A 16,639-nucleotide genomic window follows, 5' to 3' on the forward strand; every position below is an offset into this window, starting at 1 on the left:
ATATGCCGGGGCCGTAATTTAAGATTATTCCTTATGCAATAATTTGCTTTATGGGCTGTTTTATGGAGGATGAGAGTATCGGGCACTGACAGCTTCCGGCTGAACCGGATTTCACTGTGTGCTGCGGCAAACTGATGTCAGTCTCAACACACAGAGGAAAATGTTGTCATGGACGTTCTGCGTTTTATCCTCCGCTTACCTTTTATTCTGCTGCGTCTGGCGGCACGCGGTCTTGTTTATCTTTTTACGCTTCTGGGTTTTCTGCTGCGCCCGTTCACCGGACGGATCCGCTGGGCGGTACCGGGCTGGGTGACCTTTGCCGGTAATCAGCTTGCCCGGCTGGAGCGGGGTGTAAACCGCTATCCGAAAACCATATCTGCCTTATTATTGCTGACTGCTGCGGTGGCGGCGGGCAGTTATTACACCTGGCACTGGTACCAGAACAAACCGAAGCCGGTGGATGTCGCGCCGCTGGTGGTGCAGGATATTTCCGCGTCTGTGCAGCGCCCTTCGGCGGTTAATTATAACCGTGATGATAATTCAGCGCAGATTGTGGTGGTGACATTCTCCCGCTCTGCCGCACCGGTGACGCTGATCGGCAAACCGGTCACGGCCGGTATTACCCTGACTCCTGCAACGGAAGGTGAATGGCAGTGGCGTAATGACCGCAAGCTGGTATTCACGGCGAAAAAAACCTTCCCGATGGGGAAAACCTACACCGTCGATATGGATGCCAAAACACTGCTGGCTCCGCAGGTGGCGTTAACAGAGAAACAAAAAACCTTTACCACCCCTGAGTTTTATTATCGTGGCGGCCGGGCGGAGTTCTATCAGGATCCGCAGGATCCGATGAAAAAACACGCCATCATCGGCCTGACCTTCAATGCCCCCGCTGATGTCAAAAATCTGGAATCGCGTCTGTCTATGACCCGTGACGGCAAGCCGGTGCCATATACCGTCACGTATGATGATAAAAAACTCAAAGCCTGGATCCACTCCGGGCAGCTGGCACTCAATGATACAGACAGCGAAGTGCTGCTGACAGTCAGAGCCGGTGTCGGGGCGGCCGTTCCGGCCAATACCACGGACAAAGATGAAACCTTCCGCGTGATTGTGCCGAACCGCTACAGTCTGGATGTGACGGGCATCGACAGTCAGCTGGTGGAATCAGATGACGGAAAAGATCGCCGCGCCCTGATTGTGTCATTCTCTGACCCGGTGAATGAAAAACAGATCACAAAAGCGGTTCGTGCCCGTCTGCTGCCGGAAAAACACCCGGATTATAATTCTGAGGGTATTTATGACGACTGGAAATCAGATGATATCAGCGAAAAAGTCATCGCATTATCAGAGCCGGTCACGCTGACCCCGGATGACAGCGAGCAGGAGAATCAGGCTGCATTCAGCTTCAGTTATAACGCCCCGGCCAACCGCTGGCTGCTGGTGGAAATCACCGGCGGTATGAGTTCGGCGGGCGGTTATTACCTGAAAACATCACGTTATCTGCCGGTACGCATCCCGGATTACCCGAAAACACTGCGTTTTATGTCTGACGGGGCTTTGCTGTCGATGAAAGGTGAAAAACAGATCACCGTCGCGGCACGTAACTTCCCGGGCCTGCAGCTGGATGTGAAACGGGTGATCCCGGGCCAGTTACAGCACATCGTCTCCTTTAAGGATAAAAACTTTACCTCAACGGACTTTAACCGCCTGAGTGATGAATACTTTACGGAGCACTTTACTTACCAGACGGCGCTGTCCGCCGCTAACCCCGGCGATATTCAGTACAAAGGTATCGACCTGAGCAAATACCTCTCATCCGACCCGTCCGCAAAACGCGGCATATTCCTGCTGAGCCTGCGGGCGTGGGATCCGGCTAAACCGGCGGAGGCCCCGGAAGCGGAAAGCTATGATGAAGGGGATGAGGATTACGAAGAGGACACGGTTCTCGATTCGCGCTTTGTGGTGGTCACTGATATGGGGATCATCGCGAAATCCTCCCCCGATGGCTCGCGGGATGTGTTCGTGCAGTCCGTGTATACCGGTGAGCCGGTCAGTGGCGCGAAAGTCTCTGTAGTGGCCAAAAACGGCACCACACTGCTGAGCCGGACAACCGGCAGTGACGGTCACGCTGCATTCCCGCCGCTGCATGATTTCCGCAATGAGCAGATGGCGGTAATGTTCCTGGCGGAAAAAGAGGGGGATGTCTCCTTCCTGCCGGTCAACGCCTGGTATGACCGCCAGCCGGATTTCTCGCGCTTTGATATTTACGGCGACGAAACCCCGGAAGATCCGCGCACCCTCAGCAGCTATCTTTTCTCAGATCGCGGTATTTACCGGCCGGGGGAAACCTTTCATGCAGGTCTTATCACCCGTACCTATGACTGGAAAACTCCGCTGACCGGCATCCCGCTGCGGGCGGAGATCCGCGACCCGCGTGACACTCTGATGCATTCACAGCAGATTATTCTGGATGCCACCGGTTTCAGCGAACTGAGCTACACCACATCGGAAAACTCTCCGACCGGCGACTGGAATATCTATCTCTATCTGGAAGGTAAAAATGAGAATGACCTGCGTCTGCTCGGTACCACCACCGTGGTGGTGAAAGAGTTTGAGCCGGACAGCATGAAAGTGGCACTGAAACTGACGCCGGATCGTCAGCAGGGCTGGGTGAAACCGGAGGAATTACAGGCGGCGGTTGATGTGCAGAACCTGTTCGGCACCCCGGCGCAGAATCGTCGTATCGCGACAAAAATGACCATGCGGCCGGTTTATCCGTCATTCACGCAGTATCCGGATTATCGTTTCTATGAAAACAGCCGCAGTACGGATAACTTTGAAACGCAGCTTGAAGAGCGCACCACCGATGAAAACGGTGCCGCACCGCTGGCGTTAGGACTGGAAAACTACGCGGAAGCGACCTATCAGCTACAGCTGTTCACCGAAGCGTTTGAGCCGGGCAGCGGTCGTTCAGTCACGGCAGCGGCACGGGTACTGGTCTCCCCGCATGATTCGCTGGTGGGTATCAAAGCGGACGGCGACACGGATTACATCAGTAAGGATGCAGTGCGGAAGCTGAATCTGATTGCGGTGGATCCATCACTGACCCGTATTGAAAAGAGCAACCTGAAGCTGGTGCTTCTGGAGCAGAAATACATTTCCGTGCTGATGCGTCAGCCGTCCGGGGTCTTCAAATATCAGTCCAGACTGAAAGAAACCCGGATTGATGAGCAACCGCTGACTATCAGCAGTGCCGGCACTGATATCACACTGAACACCTCGAAACCGGGTCACTTTATCTTACAGGCGGAAGATGCGGACGGTAATGTGCTGAACAGAACCGATTACACCGTCGCCGGTAACGCGAATATCACCCGCTCGCTGGATCGCAATGCGGAACTGCAGCTGACGCTGAATAAAGAGGAATACAAACCGGGCGAAGAGATTGAAATTGCCGTCAATGCGCCGTATACCGGCAGCGGCATTATCACTATTGAGCGCGACAAAGTGTATCAGTGGGTGTGGTTCCGTGCGGACACCACCAACTCGGTGCAGAAAATCCGCGTCCCGGCAGAACTGACCGGCAACGGCTATGTTAACGTGCAGTTTGTCCGTGATATTAACTCCGACGAAATCTTTATGAGCCCGCTGAGCTTCGGCGTGCAGCCGTTCCGCGTCAGCCATGAGGCGTTTAACGCGGGGATCACACTGATATCGCCGGACGTGATAAAACCGGGTGAAAACCTGGCGGTTCATGTGAAAACCACCTCGCCGCAGAATGTGGTGGTCTTTGCCATTGATGAGGGCATATTGCAGGTGGCGCGTTACCGCCTGAAAGATCCGCTCGACTATTTCTTCCGCAAACGGGCGCTGGAAGTGAAAAGCACCCAAATCCTTGATCTGATCCTGCCGGAATTCAGCAAAATGATAGCGCTGACCGCAGCACCGGGCGGGGATGCCGGAGAGGGCATCGATCTGCATCTTAATCCGTTCAAACGCAAGCGGGATGAACCGGTGGCGTACTGGTCGGGGATCACCGCCGTTGATGGCGACGCGGTCTTTAATTATCAGGTGCCGGATTATTTCAACGGTAAGATCCGCGTGATGGCAGTATCGGTTTCACCTGACCGCATCGGCCATACACAGAGCAGCACCACGGTACGGGATGATTTTGTGCTGACACCGAATATTCCGGCCATGGTCTCCCCGGGAGATGAGTTTGATGTCTCCCTCGGCATCGCCAATAACCTGACCGGCCTGAACGGCGAAGCGGTGCCGCTGGATGTCACCGTCAGCGCTGACCCGGCACTGGAAATCACCGGCAGCAGCCATGAGCAGATCACGCTCGGTGAGAAGAAAGAAACGGTATTGTCGTTCCGCCTGAAAGCCAATGCGCTGCCGGGCACGGCGGATATCACCTTCCGTGTCACTTCCGGGGATAAATCGGCGGTCCGCACGCAGAATCTGTCAGTCCGCCCGGCCTCGGCTTACCGCACCCGCTCGTCTCTCGGACGGATGGACGGTAAACAGCAACGGGTGACGGCGCTGCGGCAGATGTTTGACAACTATGCCAAACGGGATGCGCGGGTGTCATACTCGCCGATGGTGATGAGTGAGGCGCTGTCGCAGTATCTGGATAACTATCCGTATAACTGTTCGGAGCAGATCACCAGCCGCGCCATTCCGCTGCTGTTCAGTCAGCGTAATCCGGAAATCAGCACACTGCAGTCACAGACGGAGATCCGCAAACAGCTGCAACAGACCATGACCACACTGCTGACACGGCAGAACGGCCAGGGTGGTATCGGCGAATGGCAGGCGATGCCGGAAACCGATCCGTTTGTCACGCTGTATGTGGTGCAGTTCCTGCTGGAAGCACAGGATGCGGATTATCCGGTACAGGAATCTCTGCTCGGCTCTGCTAATATTTACCTGAAGAAAGTGGCGGCGAACCCGATGCTCAATACGCAGGATGATCTGCGGATGCGTGCCTTTGCTGTCTACCTGCTGACCCGTCAGGGTGAAGTCACCACCGGACTGCTGGCTGAAGTTCAGACACAGATGCAGAGCAGTTATCCGGAGTCCTGGCAGGATGACCCGGGCGCACTGTATCTCGCGGCATCCTACAAAATGCTGAAGATGGATAAACAGGCGGATATGATGCTGGCGCCGACCTGGAAAGCTCTGAACTCGGCTTACAGCAAAGCATGGTGGACACGGAGCTACCTCGATCCGCTGGTGCAGGACAGCACACGGCTCTACCTGATTGTCCGTCACTTCCCGGAAAAAGTGTCTGCTATCCCGCCGCAACTGCTGGAAAATATGGTGCTGCGCTTTAAAGAGGAGCGTTACACCACCTATTCGGCAGCCATGAGCATTCTGGCAATGGAATACTACAGCCGTCATATGCAGCAGAGCGGGGCACAGGCCGGTGAACTCACTATCAGCGTTCTGAAAGGCACAGAAGCGCCTGAAGTGATTTCAGTGATGAAAAATGCCTCCGCGACCGGAAAATTCAGCGACGGTGTCAGTGAAATCCGCTTTGATAATCCGTCGGATAACCCGGCCTGGTATGTGGTGACCGAATCCGGTTTTGACCGCACACCGCCACAGGCTGCGGTGGCGAAAGGGCTGGAAATCAGCCGTAATTACCTGAATGAAAAAGGTGAAGTGATAACCAGTGCGGCGCAGGGCGAAAAAGTCTATGTCCGTCTGCATATCCGTGCCAATGCCAAACAGGGGCTGAATAATATTGTAGTGGCGGATCTGCTGCCGGGCGGGTTTGAGGTGGTGCGTCAGGATCCGGAAGCAGCGGACAGCCTGCAACTGTCACAGCTCCCGTTCAGCAGCGGCCGCCGCTGGGTACCGGACTTCAGTGATGCCCGTGAGGACAGAGTGCTTATCTACGGCAGTGCCGCGGCGGATAGTCAGGAGTTTATCTATCAGATAAAACCGGTGAATACAGGGCGCTTTATCATTCCGCCGGCGTTTGGCGAAGCCATGTATGACCGGGAGATTCAGGCGCAGTCTGCGGCAGCCGGGGTATTTACGGTTCTGCCGCCTGCCGCAGATAAACCCTGAATGCACGGGCGGTATCGGTCAGAATGAGCGGCATCCGGCGCGTAGTACAGAACCTGGCGGCAGTGATTATCCTGCTGGCGCTGTTTCTGACCGGATTCCGCCTCTGGCCGCATCCGCCGTTGTCAGAAGGTGTGCCTCTGTCGGTTGCCTATTATGACCGCAACGGCACACTGCTGCGCCTGACGCTGGCAAACGATGACCGCTACCGGCTGTGGACACCGCTGGAAGATATGTCCCCGCTGCTGACACAGGGGACGCTGCGTTATGAGGATCGCTGGTTTTATCTCCACCCCGGTTTTAACCCATACAGCCTCACGCGCGGTTTTTTTGTCAGTTATATCAGCGGGGAGCGGCTTCAGGGCGGTTCAACCATCACCATGCAGCTGGCACGGATGCGCTGGCATCTCAACACCCGCACCCTGCGGGGGAAAACTGAACAGATCCTGCGGGCTGTGCAGCTGGAACTGAGCTATTCCAAACACGACATTCTGGAAGCCTATCTTAACTATGCCCCTTATGGCCGTAATATTGAGAGCGCCGGGGCGGCCTCACTGGTCTATTTCAATAAAAAACCGGCGGATTTAACGCTGCCGGAAGCCCTGACGCTGGCGGTACTGCCGCAGTCGCCGGGATATCGTGTCACTCCGGGAGGCACGGATATCAGCCAGCCGCTGATGCAGGCACGTAACCGGCTCTGGCAGCACTGGCGGGAAGAGCATCCGGACGATGAAAACATGGCGGCACTGTTTGAACTGCCGCTGATGCTGCGCCAGCCGGAACAGATGCCTTACATCGCCCCGCATCTGATTGAGCAGATAGCCCGGCAAAACCGGTTCAGTGCAGAAAAACCGCAGACGGTGGTTACCACGCTGGATGTGAATCTTCAGCGTATCGCCGAAAAACAGGTGGCTGCTTTTATCGCCCGCCGTCAGCAGGCGGGATTGCACAACGCGGCGGTACTTCTTATTGATACCCGTGATATGGGCGTGCGGGCGCTGGTGGGATCGGCGGATTATTACAACACGGAGATCCACGGCCAGGTGAACGGCACCAACGCCAAGCGTTCCCCCGGCTCGGCACTGAAACCCTTTATTTACGCCCTCGGGCTCGAGCAGGGCGTACTGCATCCGCTGACCATTCTTAAAGATGTGCCGTCCACTTTCGGCAGCTACGCGCCGGAGAACTTTGATCTGCGCTTTATGGGGCCGCTGCCGGCAACACAGGCACTGAACTACAGCCGTAATATTCCGGCGGTGGATATCGCGGCAAAACTCAGCAAACCGAATCTCTATCAGTTTCTCCGTCTGGCCGGGCTCTCCGGGATGGCGGGAGAAAAACACTATGGGCTGTCGCTGGTCCTGGGCGGCGGTGAAGTGACCGCGCAGGAGCTGGCAAAACTCTATGCGATCCTCGCAAACCGGGGCGTTCTGCGCCCGCTGCGGATGACCGAATCCGAACAGCCGGCTGCGCCGGTCCGTCTGCTGAGTGAGGAAGCCGCATTTATCACACTGGATATGCTGGGGCAGCACCGGCGTCCCGGTAACACCCTCGCACAAAAACCGATGACACTGCCGGTGTACTGGAAAACCGGGACTTCCTGGGGATTCCGTGATGCCTGGAGCAGCGGCATCACCGGCCCATATGTGCTGGTGGTCTGGCTCGGGAACTTTGACGGCACCGGAAACAGTGCGCTGATTGGCGCAGAAGCGGCCGCACCGTTGTTTTTCAATATTATCGACAACATTATGGCGGAGTACCCGGCACTGCGGGAGCCGGACTTTCCGCTGCCGGAAAATCTCCGTCAGGTGGAGGTTTGTCTGGCCAGCGGCAACCTGCCGACGCAGTGGTGTCAGCGGCGGGGCAAAACCTGGTTTATCCCGGGTAAATCGCCCATTGCGGTTGATACCATCTACCGCCCGGTGGCGACGGATAAAATCACCGGCGACGTGGTCTGCCCGCCTTATGATCCTGCGCAGGTGAATATTGATGTCTATGAATACTGGCCGTCTGACCTGGCGCGGGTGTTTGCCATGGCCGGTCTGCCGAAGAAAACCCCGCCGTCTGTCGCTCACTGCAAAGGCGGCAACAGCCTGATCGGCGGTACTCCGCCACAAATTACCTCACCGCTGCGCAACACCACTTACACACTGCGGCGAACAGCAAACCAGCCATCCTCCCTGTTTTTTACAGCCACCGCCGATAATGACAGCAGTGTGATTTACTGGTTTGCCGGTGATGCATACCTCGGTAACAGCACCAGCCGCCGCCCGCTGGAATGGAAACCGGAAGCCGTCGGACGCTACCGTATCCGCGCCGTGGATGACCACGGTCGTGCAGATTCACGGATGATTCAGGTGGATATTCTGGGGGTGAGGGACAGGTGATATATTAAACTTCAGTTTTACTTTATTTAATAAAAGAGTAATAATAAATATTTTGTTTTTTAATTTTATTATTTTCACTTTTATTATATACACTCACCATATATTTATTTTAGTTATTTTTCTTTTTTTTACATTTCACCTTGATATGTGTGAATGTTATTTTAATCCCATTTCTGATTATTTTTATATCTTGATGTTGACAATACAGATAAATTTAAAATACTGGTAATTGTTAATGTCATGAAGTCATGACTTTAATTCGCTGATGTATTAATAAGATTGAAATAGCCACTTAATGAGGTATTACATGGAAAATGAAATCATTTTTACCGATCTTGAAGAGCGTGTTTCATCAATTAGTGAAGAGATCGCTATGTATACAGAAGATCAAATTATTGAGTTAGAGTAATAAATTAAAAGCCACCATATGGTGGCTTTTATTATAACAATAAGGATTAGTGCAATGATAACAAAACCACTTATTAAACGTTCTCATAATGTTGTTTTATCAGATGACGGTGATATTTGCATTGGTGAAATTCCGGGAGGATCTAAGATAATAAAAAAACCTCCGGAATGGGTTAAGGTTGTATTGTCAAAACTTGATGGGTTACATACTATTCCAAGAATTATTAAAGAAGTATCCATGAAAGGATATAAAATTAACGATAATGATGCTATTTGGTTGATTAATAAGCTTGATAATTATGGTCTTATTGATGAGAATTCCTGCTATTCCGATATTTTAACATCTGAAGAAATAGAATTATATGATCGTCAGTTACTCCAATTTTCTGTTGTAGATAAAAATAATAATGCAATTAAATATCAGGAAAAACTTAAAAAAAGTCGTGTATTAGTATTGGGTATGGGAGGTTGGGGAACGTGGTGTTCTCTTCAGTTAGCTGTATCCGGTGTCGGGATACTGAGAATTGTTGACGGAGATGATGTTGAGTTATCTAACTTAAACCGCCAGATATTATACAAATCAGATGATATCGGCAGAAAAAAGACAGATGCAGCATCAGATTCATTGAAGCAGCATAATAAATACGTGATAGTTGAGAAGTATCCTGTTTTTGCCACAACTGATGAAAATCAGCTTTCAGAATTATTAGATGGCATTAATCTTGTTTTATTGGCTTGGGCTAGTCTTGGTTATTACAGAAAAAATACAGTGGAAGAAAGCATTCACCGTTTAGCTCGCATAAATAACATTCCGGTCGTTGAGCTTGGTGGTGATCCATTTGATATTTCTGTCGGGCCTGTTTATCTGAATAATGGTAATGGCCTTAATTATTCTGAGGTGAAAAAACAAGCCAGTCAGCATTTCTATGGTAACAATGCTGATATCAAAAAATTTCGTAAAGCACGTATGAAACAGCAATTTCTCAATGGCAACAGGGTGGTAAATGCCTGGCAAAGTGCTCCATCATTAGCAGCAATGTCAGGACTGATTACCGATCAGGTTGTAAAAATTCTTACAGGCTATGATGCTCCGGCCCTGGAAGGTAAAAAATGGCATTTGAACCTTCGTGATTTTAGTGTCAGAGAGGAAACTATATAATGAAATCTGATAAACTATCTATAATATTTCAGAAGCAAGGTTATGTATCATTTAATATAGAAAAATTTTTTCCTAAACTTAATATATTCTCTGAAGAATTTCATAATATTGACGAGGAATATTGGTCATGGATTATTAAGAACAAGAATGGTGAGCATGATTTTTATTTGAAAAAACACGATCAATTATTGATTGAGAATGAAAAGACATCTGCATTATCTGATTATGAATCAGGGCTGTTTTCATTTTCATTCAGAAGGATAATTGACAATGATATTGGTAAGTCGGTAGCTTGCTTTCATCAAATAAAGTCTATTGTTAATAGTATGCGCTTTTTAAAATTTTTGGAACATATTACAGGAAGAGAATTAAAGAAAAATACGGTGATTTATCTCAACAAATTTGATTGTGGTGATTTTTTAACAGTGCACAGTGACCCGGGGCAAAGTATCGGATTGGTAATTAATTTTACACTAAACTGGAATATGACTCATGGTGGTCTTACGATGATATTAGATCAGTCAGGTAAAAAAATCATTGATACTTTGATACCGGATAATATGACAGCTTTAATATTTGATACAGGTAAAAAAAATATTCCACATTTTGTTTCAATGGTAACAGCAAAAACACAGAATAAACGCATTGCCTTAGTTGCCCGCTATGACTGAAAAAAAGTTGCTGCCAGGTATAGCATTAATTATTGCTCTGATATGGGGGAGTAATTTCCCTGTATCTAAAATAGCAATTGAACAAGTCGGAGCATGGCCATTCCGCTTTTATTGTAATATTATTTCTGTTGCTATTTTGCTCATTGTTGTTTTATTATTATTCCGGAAGAAAATAGTGTTCAAAGATGTTCTTCTGTGTATTCCTTTGGGGGTGTTTAATCTATTTTTGGTGCCATTATTGAATAATATTTCTCTGTTTTATACCGATGCGGTAAAAGCATCGGTGCTGATTTATACCATGCCGGCTTTTACGTCATTAATTTATATAGTTATCTACAGGAGTATAAATATAAAATATGTAATGACAGCGATCCTGGGTGTTACAGGAGTACTGATTTTCATTGCCGTGGATAAAATCGGAACTGGGGAGTTAATTATATTAATCAGTGCATTTTGCTGGGCTACAGGAACGGTTCTGTCAGAAAAAATACCTGTTAAATCGAATCTATTGCTCAAAGTTTTCTATCAGAACGGTATTTCATTGCTGCTGATCGTACTGACGATGCCATTTATGTCTGATGATATCCAGCTACCATTATCTGTGATAGGTCAGCCTCGTGTGTTATTGCCGGTATTGTATACAGGAATAACCAGCGGTGTTTTTGTCTATATTCTATGGTTTTATATGATCGAAAAGGGCGGGGCGGAACTGACATCCTGTGCCATTTTATTATCACCGGTTATCAGTGTTCTTATTTCACTGTTTTTTCCGCGGGAATCAGTCACTTTGAATATGCTGGTTGGCATGTTGTTTATTATTTCTGGTCTTTTTATTGCATTTCGGGGGAAAAAATCATCCGGCAGGTAATAAAATCACCCTCCCGGAACAGGTCACATCCGGGAGAGCGCTGATAATAAAACCGCTTATTTATTTTTATCGCTGATACGTGAGAAATCCCACTCTTTTAAAGCTTCTGCGGCATCTTTATTGCCGTATTTTGCCGACAATATCAGGTTATCCCGTGCTTTTCGCTGATCATCATCGCTGCCGGTACCGGCCATTTTGTGATAGTACATCCACGCGACTTTGTATTTCGCCATTTCATGATGATTGCCCTGTTCAAGAGAGGTCATTTCATAATAGCGGGCAGCCTGCGGATAATCTTTTTCCAGTCCGGCCTGACCGAAATAGAGCATATCCCCGGCGAGGTGTGCGGTATTGCTGTCACCCAGTTTTGCTCCCGCATCAAAATACGCGAGGGCTTTTTTACCGTCGACCGGGATCCCGCGCTCATTCGGTTTACGGTAGATATTACCCAGCACGTTGTAAGCACGGGCGTACCCGTTTTTACCGGCCAGCTCATAGTAATAGATCATTTTTTCCGTATCTTCCGGAACGCGTTCGCCACGGGCATAGTTTACCCCCAGCGAGAATGCCGCCGGGCCGTCACCGCTTTCTGCTTTTTGCCGCTTCGCTTCAATTTCCTGTTCATAACGACCGTATTGCTCATACACCTGTTTTTTCTTAATACGCTGCAGCACGGTTTCGCGTTCTGCATCCGTCAGTGTGGCGATAAGGTCGTCCCCCTTCCGGGAGCTGACACCGGCGAGTGAACCGTAGTAATAGGCTTCCGGAGCATTCTTCTTTGTTATCTGCGCGTCATACATACCTTTCAGGGCATGTGTGTTATTATACGTCAGTGAGCGGGTATACCACGCGATAGCTTTGTCAGGATCCGGTGCCCGGTGACAGAAGCCTTCAAGCCATGCATCACCCATGGCTTTGGTCCGGTCTTCCGGCGGCATCAGCATATGGTTATCAGTATTTTCCGGATAGTCCGATTTTTTCAGCCATTCCGTCAGATACTGCTCCGCTTTAGCGGGATCGGCATCGTCACGGCGGCAATATTCCGGCGACATATAGTATTCGTAGAGTGTTTCTGTCGCAGCGATATCGCCGCTATCATGGCCTTTTTGCAGATAAGACAGCGCTTTATCCATGTCATTATTCTGCCGGTAATAATAGAACAGGTCGATTTGTGCATCGGCCCGTTTATCTGCCTCCGATTCCAGCAGTGTGAGATATTTTTTGTTGTCTGCCTTATACAGAGAGCTGCCGTTGTCATCGCTGAGAGTGCCGCGATACAGCTGAGTCAGTGCTTCAAACGCGGCTTTTGACACCTCTTCATCACTGTTTTTCAGACCGTTTTCCACCCGGGTGATAATACCGGTCCACTCCGGTGAATCCTGTGTAATGCTGTTCTCTCTGAGTTGCATGATGGCCAGCATGGTATCGGAGCAACTGTCACCTTTCTCCGCACCGCGGCGTAATACCGCCATTTTACCGTCATTGGTTTCAGTCGCCCCGGCCAGAGCGCAGAATGCAGGCAGATAACCGCTTTCCGCGCTTTTTTCAAACCAGTAGCGGGCGGTATCATAATAGCCGCTGCTCTTATAGTGTTCCCCGGCGGCGTTCATGGCGCTGCTGTCTCCGGCCAGTGCCGGTTTTATCGTACTCTCATAGAATGCAATATTTTCTGATACATCACGCGGCCCTTTGTAGGCACGTATCAGGACAATGGCTTTTTCCCAGTCCGGTGTGATAATCCGGCGCTGTGTCTCTTTATCGTACTCTCCCTTTTCATAGGTATCTGCCAGCAGGATTGTGGCATAGTTATGACCGGCATCTGCTGCCTTTTGCAGGTATGGCAGGGCTTGCTGCAGATCTTTTTGTGTGCCGCGTCCGAGAAAATAAGCATAACCGGTTTCATAAGCAGCATTCGGGCTTTCATCCGCCAGTTTTACATTTATTTCAAACTGATCCATTGCTTTCAGCTCGTGAGCACCGTAATCACCGGCTTTGCTGAAATAATAACGGGCTTTCTGACGATCTGCGCTGACAAGATTGCTGCCCTGCAGGTACTGTGTACCCAGATCACGCAGATAGCTGTTATTGCCGGTTCCCGGGAGTTTGTCGTACAGCGACAGCAGCAGTTTTTTATCCTCCGGGCTGAGTGTGTCTGCGCTTTTGTAGTCATCAATCAGTGTGGTGATGGCATCTTCATTACCGCCTTTCGCTGCCATTTTCAGGTAATACCGTGATTTTTCCGGATCCTGAATCAGGCCGTGGTTGCCGTTTCTCCATGCATAAGATAATTCATAGGCGGCTTCAGCATCCCCTTTCTGTACACGGGCATTCAGGTCTGCCAGGGTGTCACGGCTCTTTTTGACTTTGCTCAGGCGTGATTCTGTGAAACGGTAATCGCGATCAGGAATTTTTTCGTACCAGGCGACGGAGGTATTCAGGTCAGCTTTTACACCGTATTTACCCTCATAATAGATCTCGCCCAATTCATACATACAGGCCCATCCTCCGGCATCGGCACACTGTGTCAGCCGGGGCACAATATCGCGTTCCGTCAGTCCGGTTACCCGCAGAAACGCCTGATTCAGGTTACTTTGTGTACCGGAGCGGGTCGCGCTCTTCAGACGATTCACCATGTATTCACCGGCATCCGGGTTGCCCAGCGCTGCCGCTTTCATCATCAGTTCAATATCCGGACGCAGGATCTCATCGGTCATATCCGGTTTATCTTCCGCATCTTCCAGTTTCAGCTTCGCATAGTAATACGTGACAACCGGAGCCTGACCCAGCAGCGGTTCAATCAGTTTCTGCGCTTCAGCGTTATTATCCCGCAGGGCAAGCAGGACCCAGAATTGTCTGGCAAGGAGGTTGTTTTTGCCTTCGGAGAATACAATCTGCGTGACATCATGCCATTCTTTTTCCGTCAGCAGAGAACGGGCATATCCGCTTTTCATTATTTCCAGTGCCAGCTTTAAAGCCCGTTCATTATTGCCGGTATTGAGAGAAATAAGCGATTTTGCCAGGTGAACATCAGCACTGGGGGTGTATTCGCCGGCTTTCAGATACAGTTCCATAGCCTGTTTACGGTTTTTTACCGGATCTTCCTGCAACAGATAATCGGCATAAAAATACGCCTGGCGGTAGTTATCATTTTCTTCGATATCTTTTTTCAGGAACGCGATAATCTCTTTTTTATCAATTTCACCGCCGGTATCAAAGGAAAAATACAGATCCGTTAAACGCCGGTAAGCCTTATCCTGAAAATAGGGATCTCTCAGCAGAGATTTATAGATCCCGACCGCTTTTTTCATATCCTGCTCAACACCGGTACCTCTGGCGTATTTATAGGCCAGTTGATCCTGTGAATCCGGCAGGGGAGATAATTCAGCCGATTTTTTATTCAGTTCAAAGGCCCGGACCGGATCATAAATATTCCCTTCCTGATCACCGTAACGTGCGGAAGCCAGCATCAGCGCCTCCGGGTCATCCGGATATTTTTCCAGTAATTTGGCTAAATAGGCAGATACCTGTGCGTTGGTGTCGTTATCCGGAAACTGATAGCTGCTGACAATATCCTCAATAATATCGATTAATGCATCGTGATGTCCGGTATTCGCAGCCTGTTTCAGGTATTTCTCCGCACGCTCCCGGTCATAGCCGAAGGCATCATCAAAACGGATATTACGGTGGATTTGATAAAGCAGATAAAGGGCATCGGGATATCCGGCATCAGCTGCGGCTGTCAGATATTCAGGGTTTGTTTTGGTATCAAGATACCAGGTATAAAGGGCTTTCGGATCTTTTTGATTAATCAGCGGCAGTAAATAGCGGAGGGCTTTTTCTTTATCTGCGATAACACCCGTTCCCTGCATATAAGTATCATAGAGGGCATAACGGGCATGCTGATTGCCGTTCTCCGCCATTTTCTCCAGTTTTGCCAGCCGGGCGGTTATTTCATCTGCCGTTTCTGAGCCGAAAAGGGATAATGCTTTCGGCATCAAATCATCTTCACTGAGTGAGCTGATTTGTGAAAATGCCATATAGCGGTATTTTTTTGCCTGTCCCGGATCGGCTTCTATTCCGTGACCGCCTTTTTCATATATTCCGGAAAGCAGCATAGCAGGCAGGGTAAATTGCTCGCTGAGCAACGGTGTCAGAATACCGGCCGCTTTTTTATAATCTTTATCATATTCATACGCGATATAGCCCAGCGCGAATTTTGCAAAAAACGATCCCTGATCTGCGGCCGCAGTCATATATTTACGCGCCTGTTCTGCATCTGACGGAATATTGCCGTATTTATCGAGAAGATAAATAGTGCCCAGTAATTCCTGGGCCTCACGGACTCCTGCCTGTGACGCGGCTTTCAGGGAGGTAATACCGTACTGATCCTGTGCGGTACCCTGTGTTATACCGTGATAGCGGTAATAACCGAGGTTGTATAAGGCACTTTTATTACCGGCGTTCGCGGCCCGTTCCAGCCACTGATAACCCAGCAACGCATTGGCCGGTGCATCGTAGCTATTGAGATACATCACAGACAATGCATAGGCTGCCTGCGGATCCTTTTCCGCTTCTGTGGAAAAATAACGGAATGCCCCGTCAGTATCCCCGGATAAATACAGCTCATAGCCTTTATCTGCTGGCGTGCTGCCGGACGTCACAGAATACGTCAGCCAGGCCCCGCCGGACAGTGCAATAGCAATAAGCAGAGCAAGCCCCGGTTTACGTTGCTTTGTCATATCAGTCCTTATACGGATTAATCTTAAATAAACAGGAAGACAGAAAATAAAAATTTGACTTAGTGTAACGGAATGAAGAAGTAATTCAATGTGAACGGACAGAAAAAAGCAAATAAAAACATTATGTTATTTTCTGATGATATCCGGGGAAATCTATTTTTGGGGTATGAGAATCGTTATTTAAATAACGATTCTCATATAATAAAAAGAGGCAAAATTAGGGCGGAAATTAATCTGTGAAAGAAGATTTAATATTTGTCATTCATTTCCGGGAAATATTCGGAATAGTAATATTTACAGAGATACTTACATTATCTGCCAGATAT

The 16,639-nt window shown here is 49.3% G+C and carries 7 protein-coding genes; 6 read left to right on the forward strand and 1 reads right to left on the reverse strand.

Features of this window, described 5'->3' with window-relative positions; translation table 11 throughout:
- Positions 1 to 168 precede the first annotated feature (168 nt).
- The 6 genes from ACSBQN_RS01095 to ACSBQN_RS01120 all read left to right on the forward strand — a co-directional run bounded on the left by ACSBQN_RS01095 (position 169) and on the right by ACSBQN_RS01120 (position 11,574).
- Positions 169 to 6,084, forward strand: a complete 5,916-nt coding sequence (locus ACSBQN_RS01095) for an alpha-2-macroglobulin (protein WP_205501146.1) — start codon at positions 169 to 171, stop codon at positions 6,082 to 6,084.
- A gap of 23 nt (positions 6,085 to 6,107) precedes the next feature.
- Positions 6,108 to 8,468, forward strand: coding sequence for a penicillin-binding protein 1C (gene pbpC, locus ACSBQN_RS01100; protein ID WP_152696801.1), 2,361 nt, complete (start codon positions 6,108 to 6,110; stop codon positions 8,466 to 8,468).
- 307 nt (positions 8,469 to 8,775) lie between these two features.
- Positions 8,776 to 8,877, forward strand: coding sequence for a pantocin A family RiPP (locus ACSBQN_RS01105; protein ID WP_152696802.1), 102 nt, complete (start codon positions 8,776 to 8,778; stop codon positions 8,875 to 8,877).
- Positions 8,878 to 8,931: 54 nt separating this feature from the next.
- A complete protein-coding gene (locus ACSBQN_RS01110) occupies positions 8,932 to 10,035 on the forward strand; it encodes a HesA/MoeB/ThiF family protein (RefSeq protein WP_354633162.1) in 1,104 nt (367 codons plus the stop codon).
- Positions 10,035 to 10,706 carry a hypothetical protein gene (locus ACSBQN_RS01115; RefSeq protein WP_354633163.1) on the forward strand — a complete coding sequence of 224 codons (672 nt, stop codon included), beginning with the start codon at positions 10,035 to 10,037 and terminating at the stop codon, positions 10,704 to 10,706. Before ACSBQN_RS01110 ends, ACSBQN_RS01115 begins: the two co-directional genes overlap by 1 nt.
- Positions 10,699 to 11,574: a DMT family transporter gene (locus ACSBQN_RS01120; protein WP_354633164.1), complete on the forward strand. Its 876-nt coding sequence runs from the start codon at positions 10,699 to 10,701 to the stop codon at positions 11,572 to 11,574. The genes ACSBQN_RS01115 and ACSBQN_RS01120 overlap by 8 nt, the downstream gene beginning before the upstream one ends.
- Before the next feature lie 56 nt (positions 11,575 to 11,630).
- On the opposite strand, the gene ACSBQN_RS01125 is transcribed toward ACSBQN_RS01120, so the two are convergent.
- Entirely contained in the window at positions 11,631 to 16,313 is a 4,683-nt protein-coding gene (locus tag ACSBQN_RS01125) for a tetratricopeptide repeat protein (protein ID WP_434991530.1), read from the reverse strand.
- Positions 16,314 to 16,639 lie beyond the last annotated feature (326 nt).

This window comes from Morganella sp. B601 (assembly GCF_051172335.1).
GTDB classification, from domain to species: domain Bacteria; phylum Pseudomonadota; class Gammaproteobacteria; order Enterobacterales; family Enterobacteriaceae; genus Morganella; species Morganella morganii.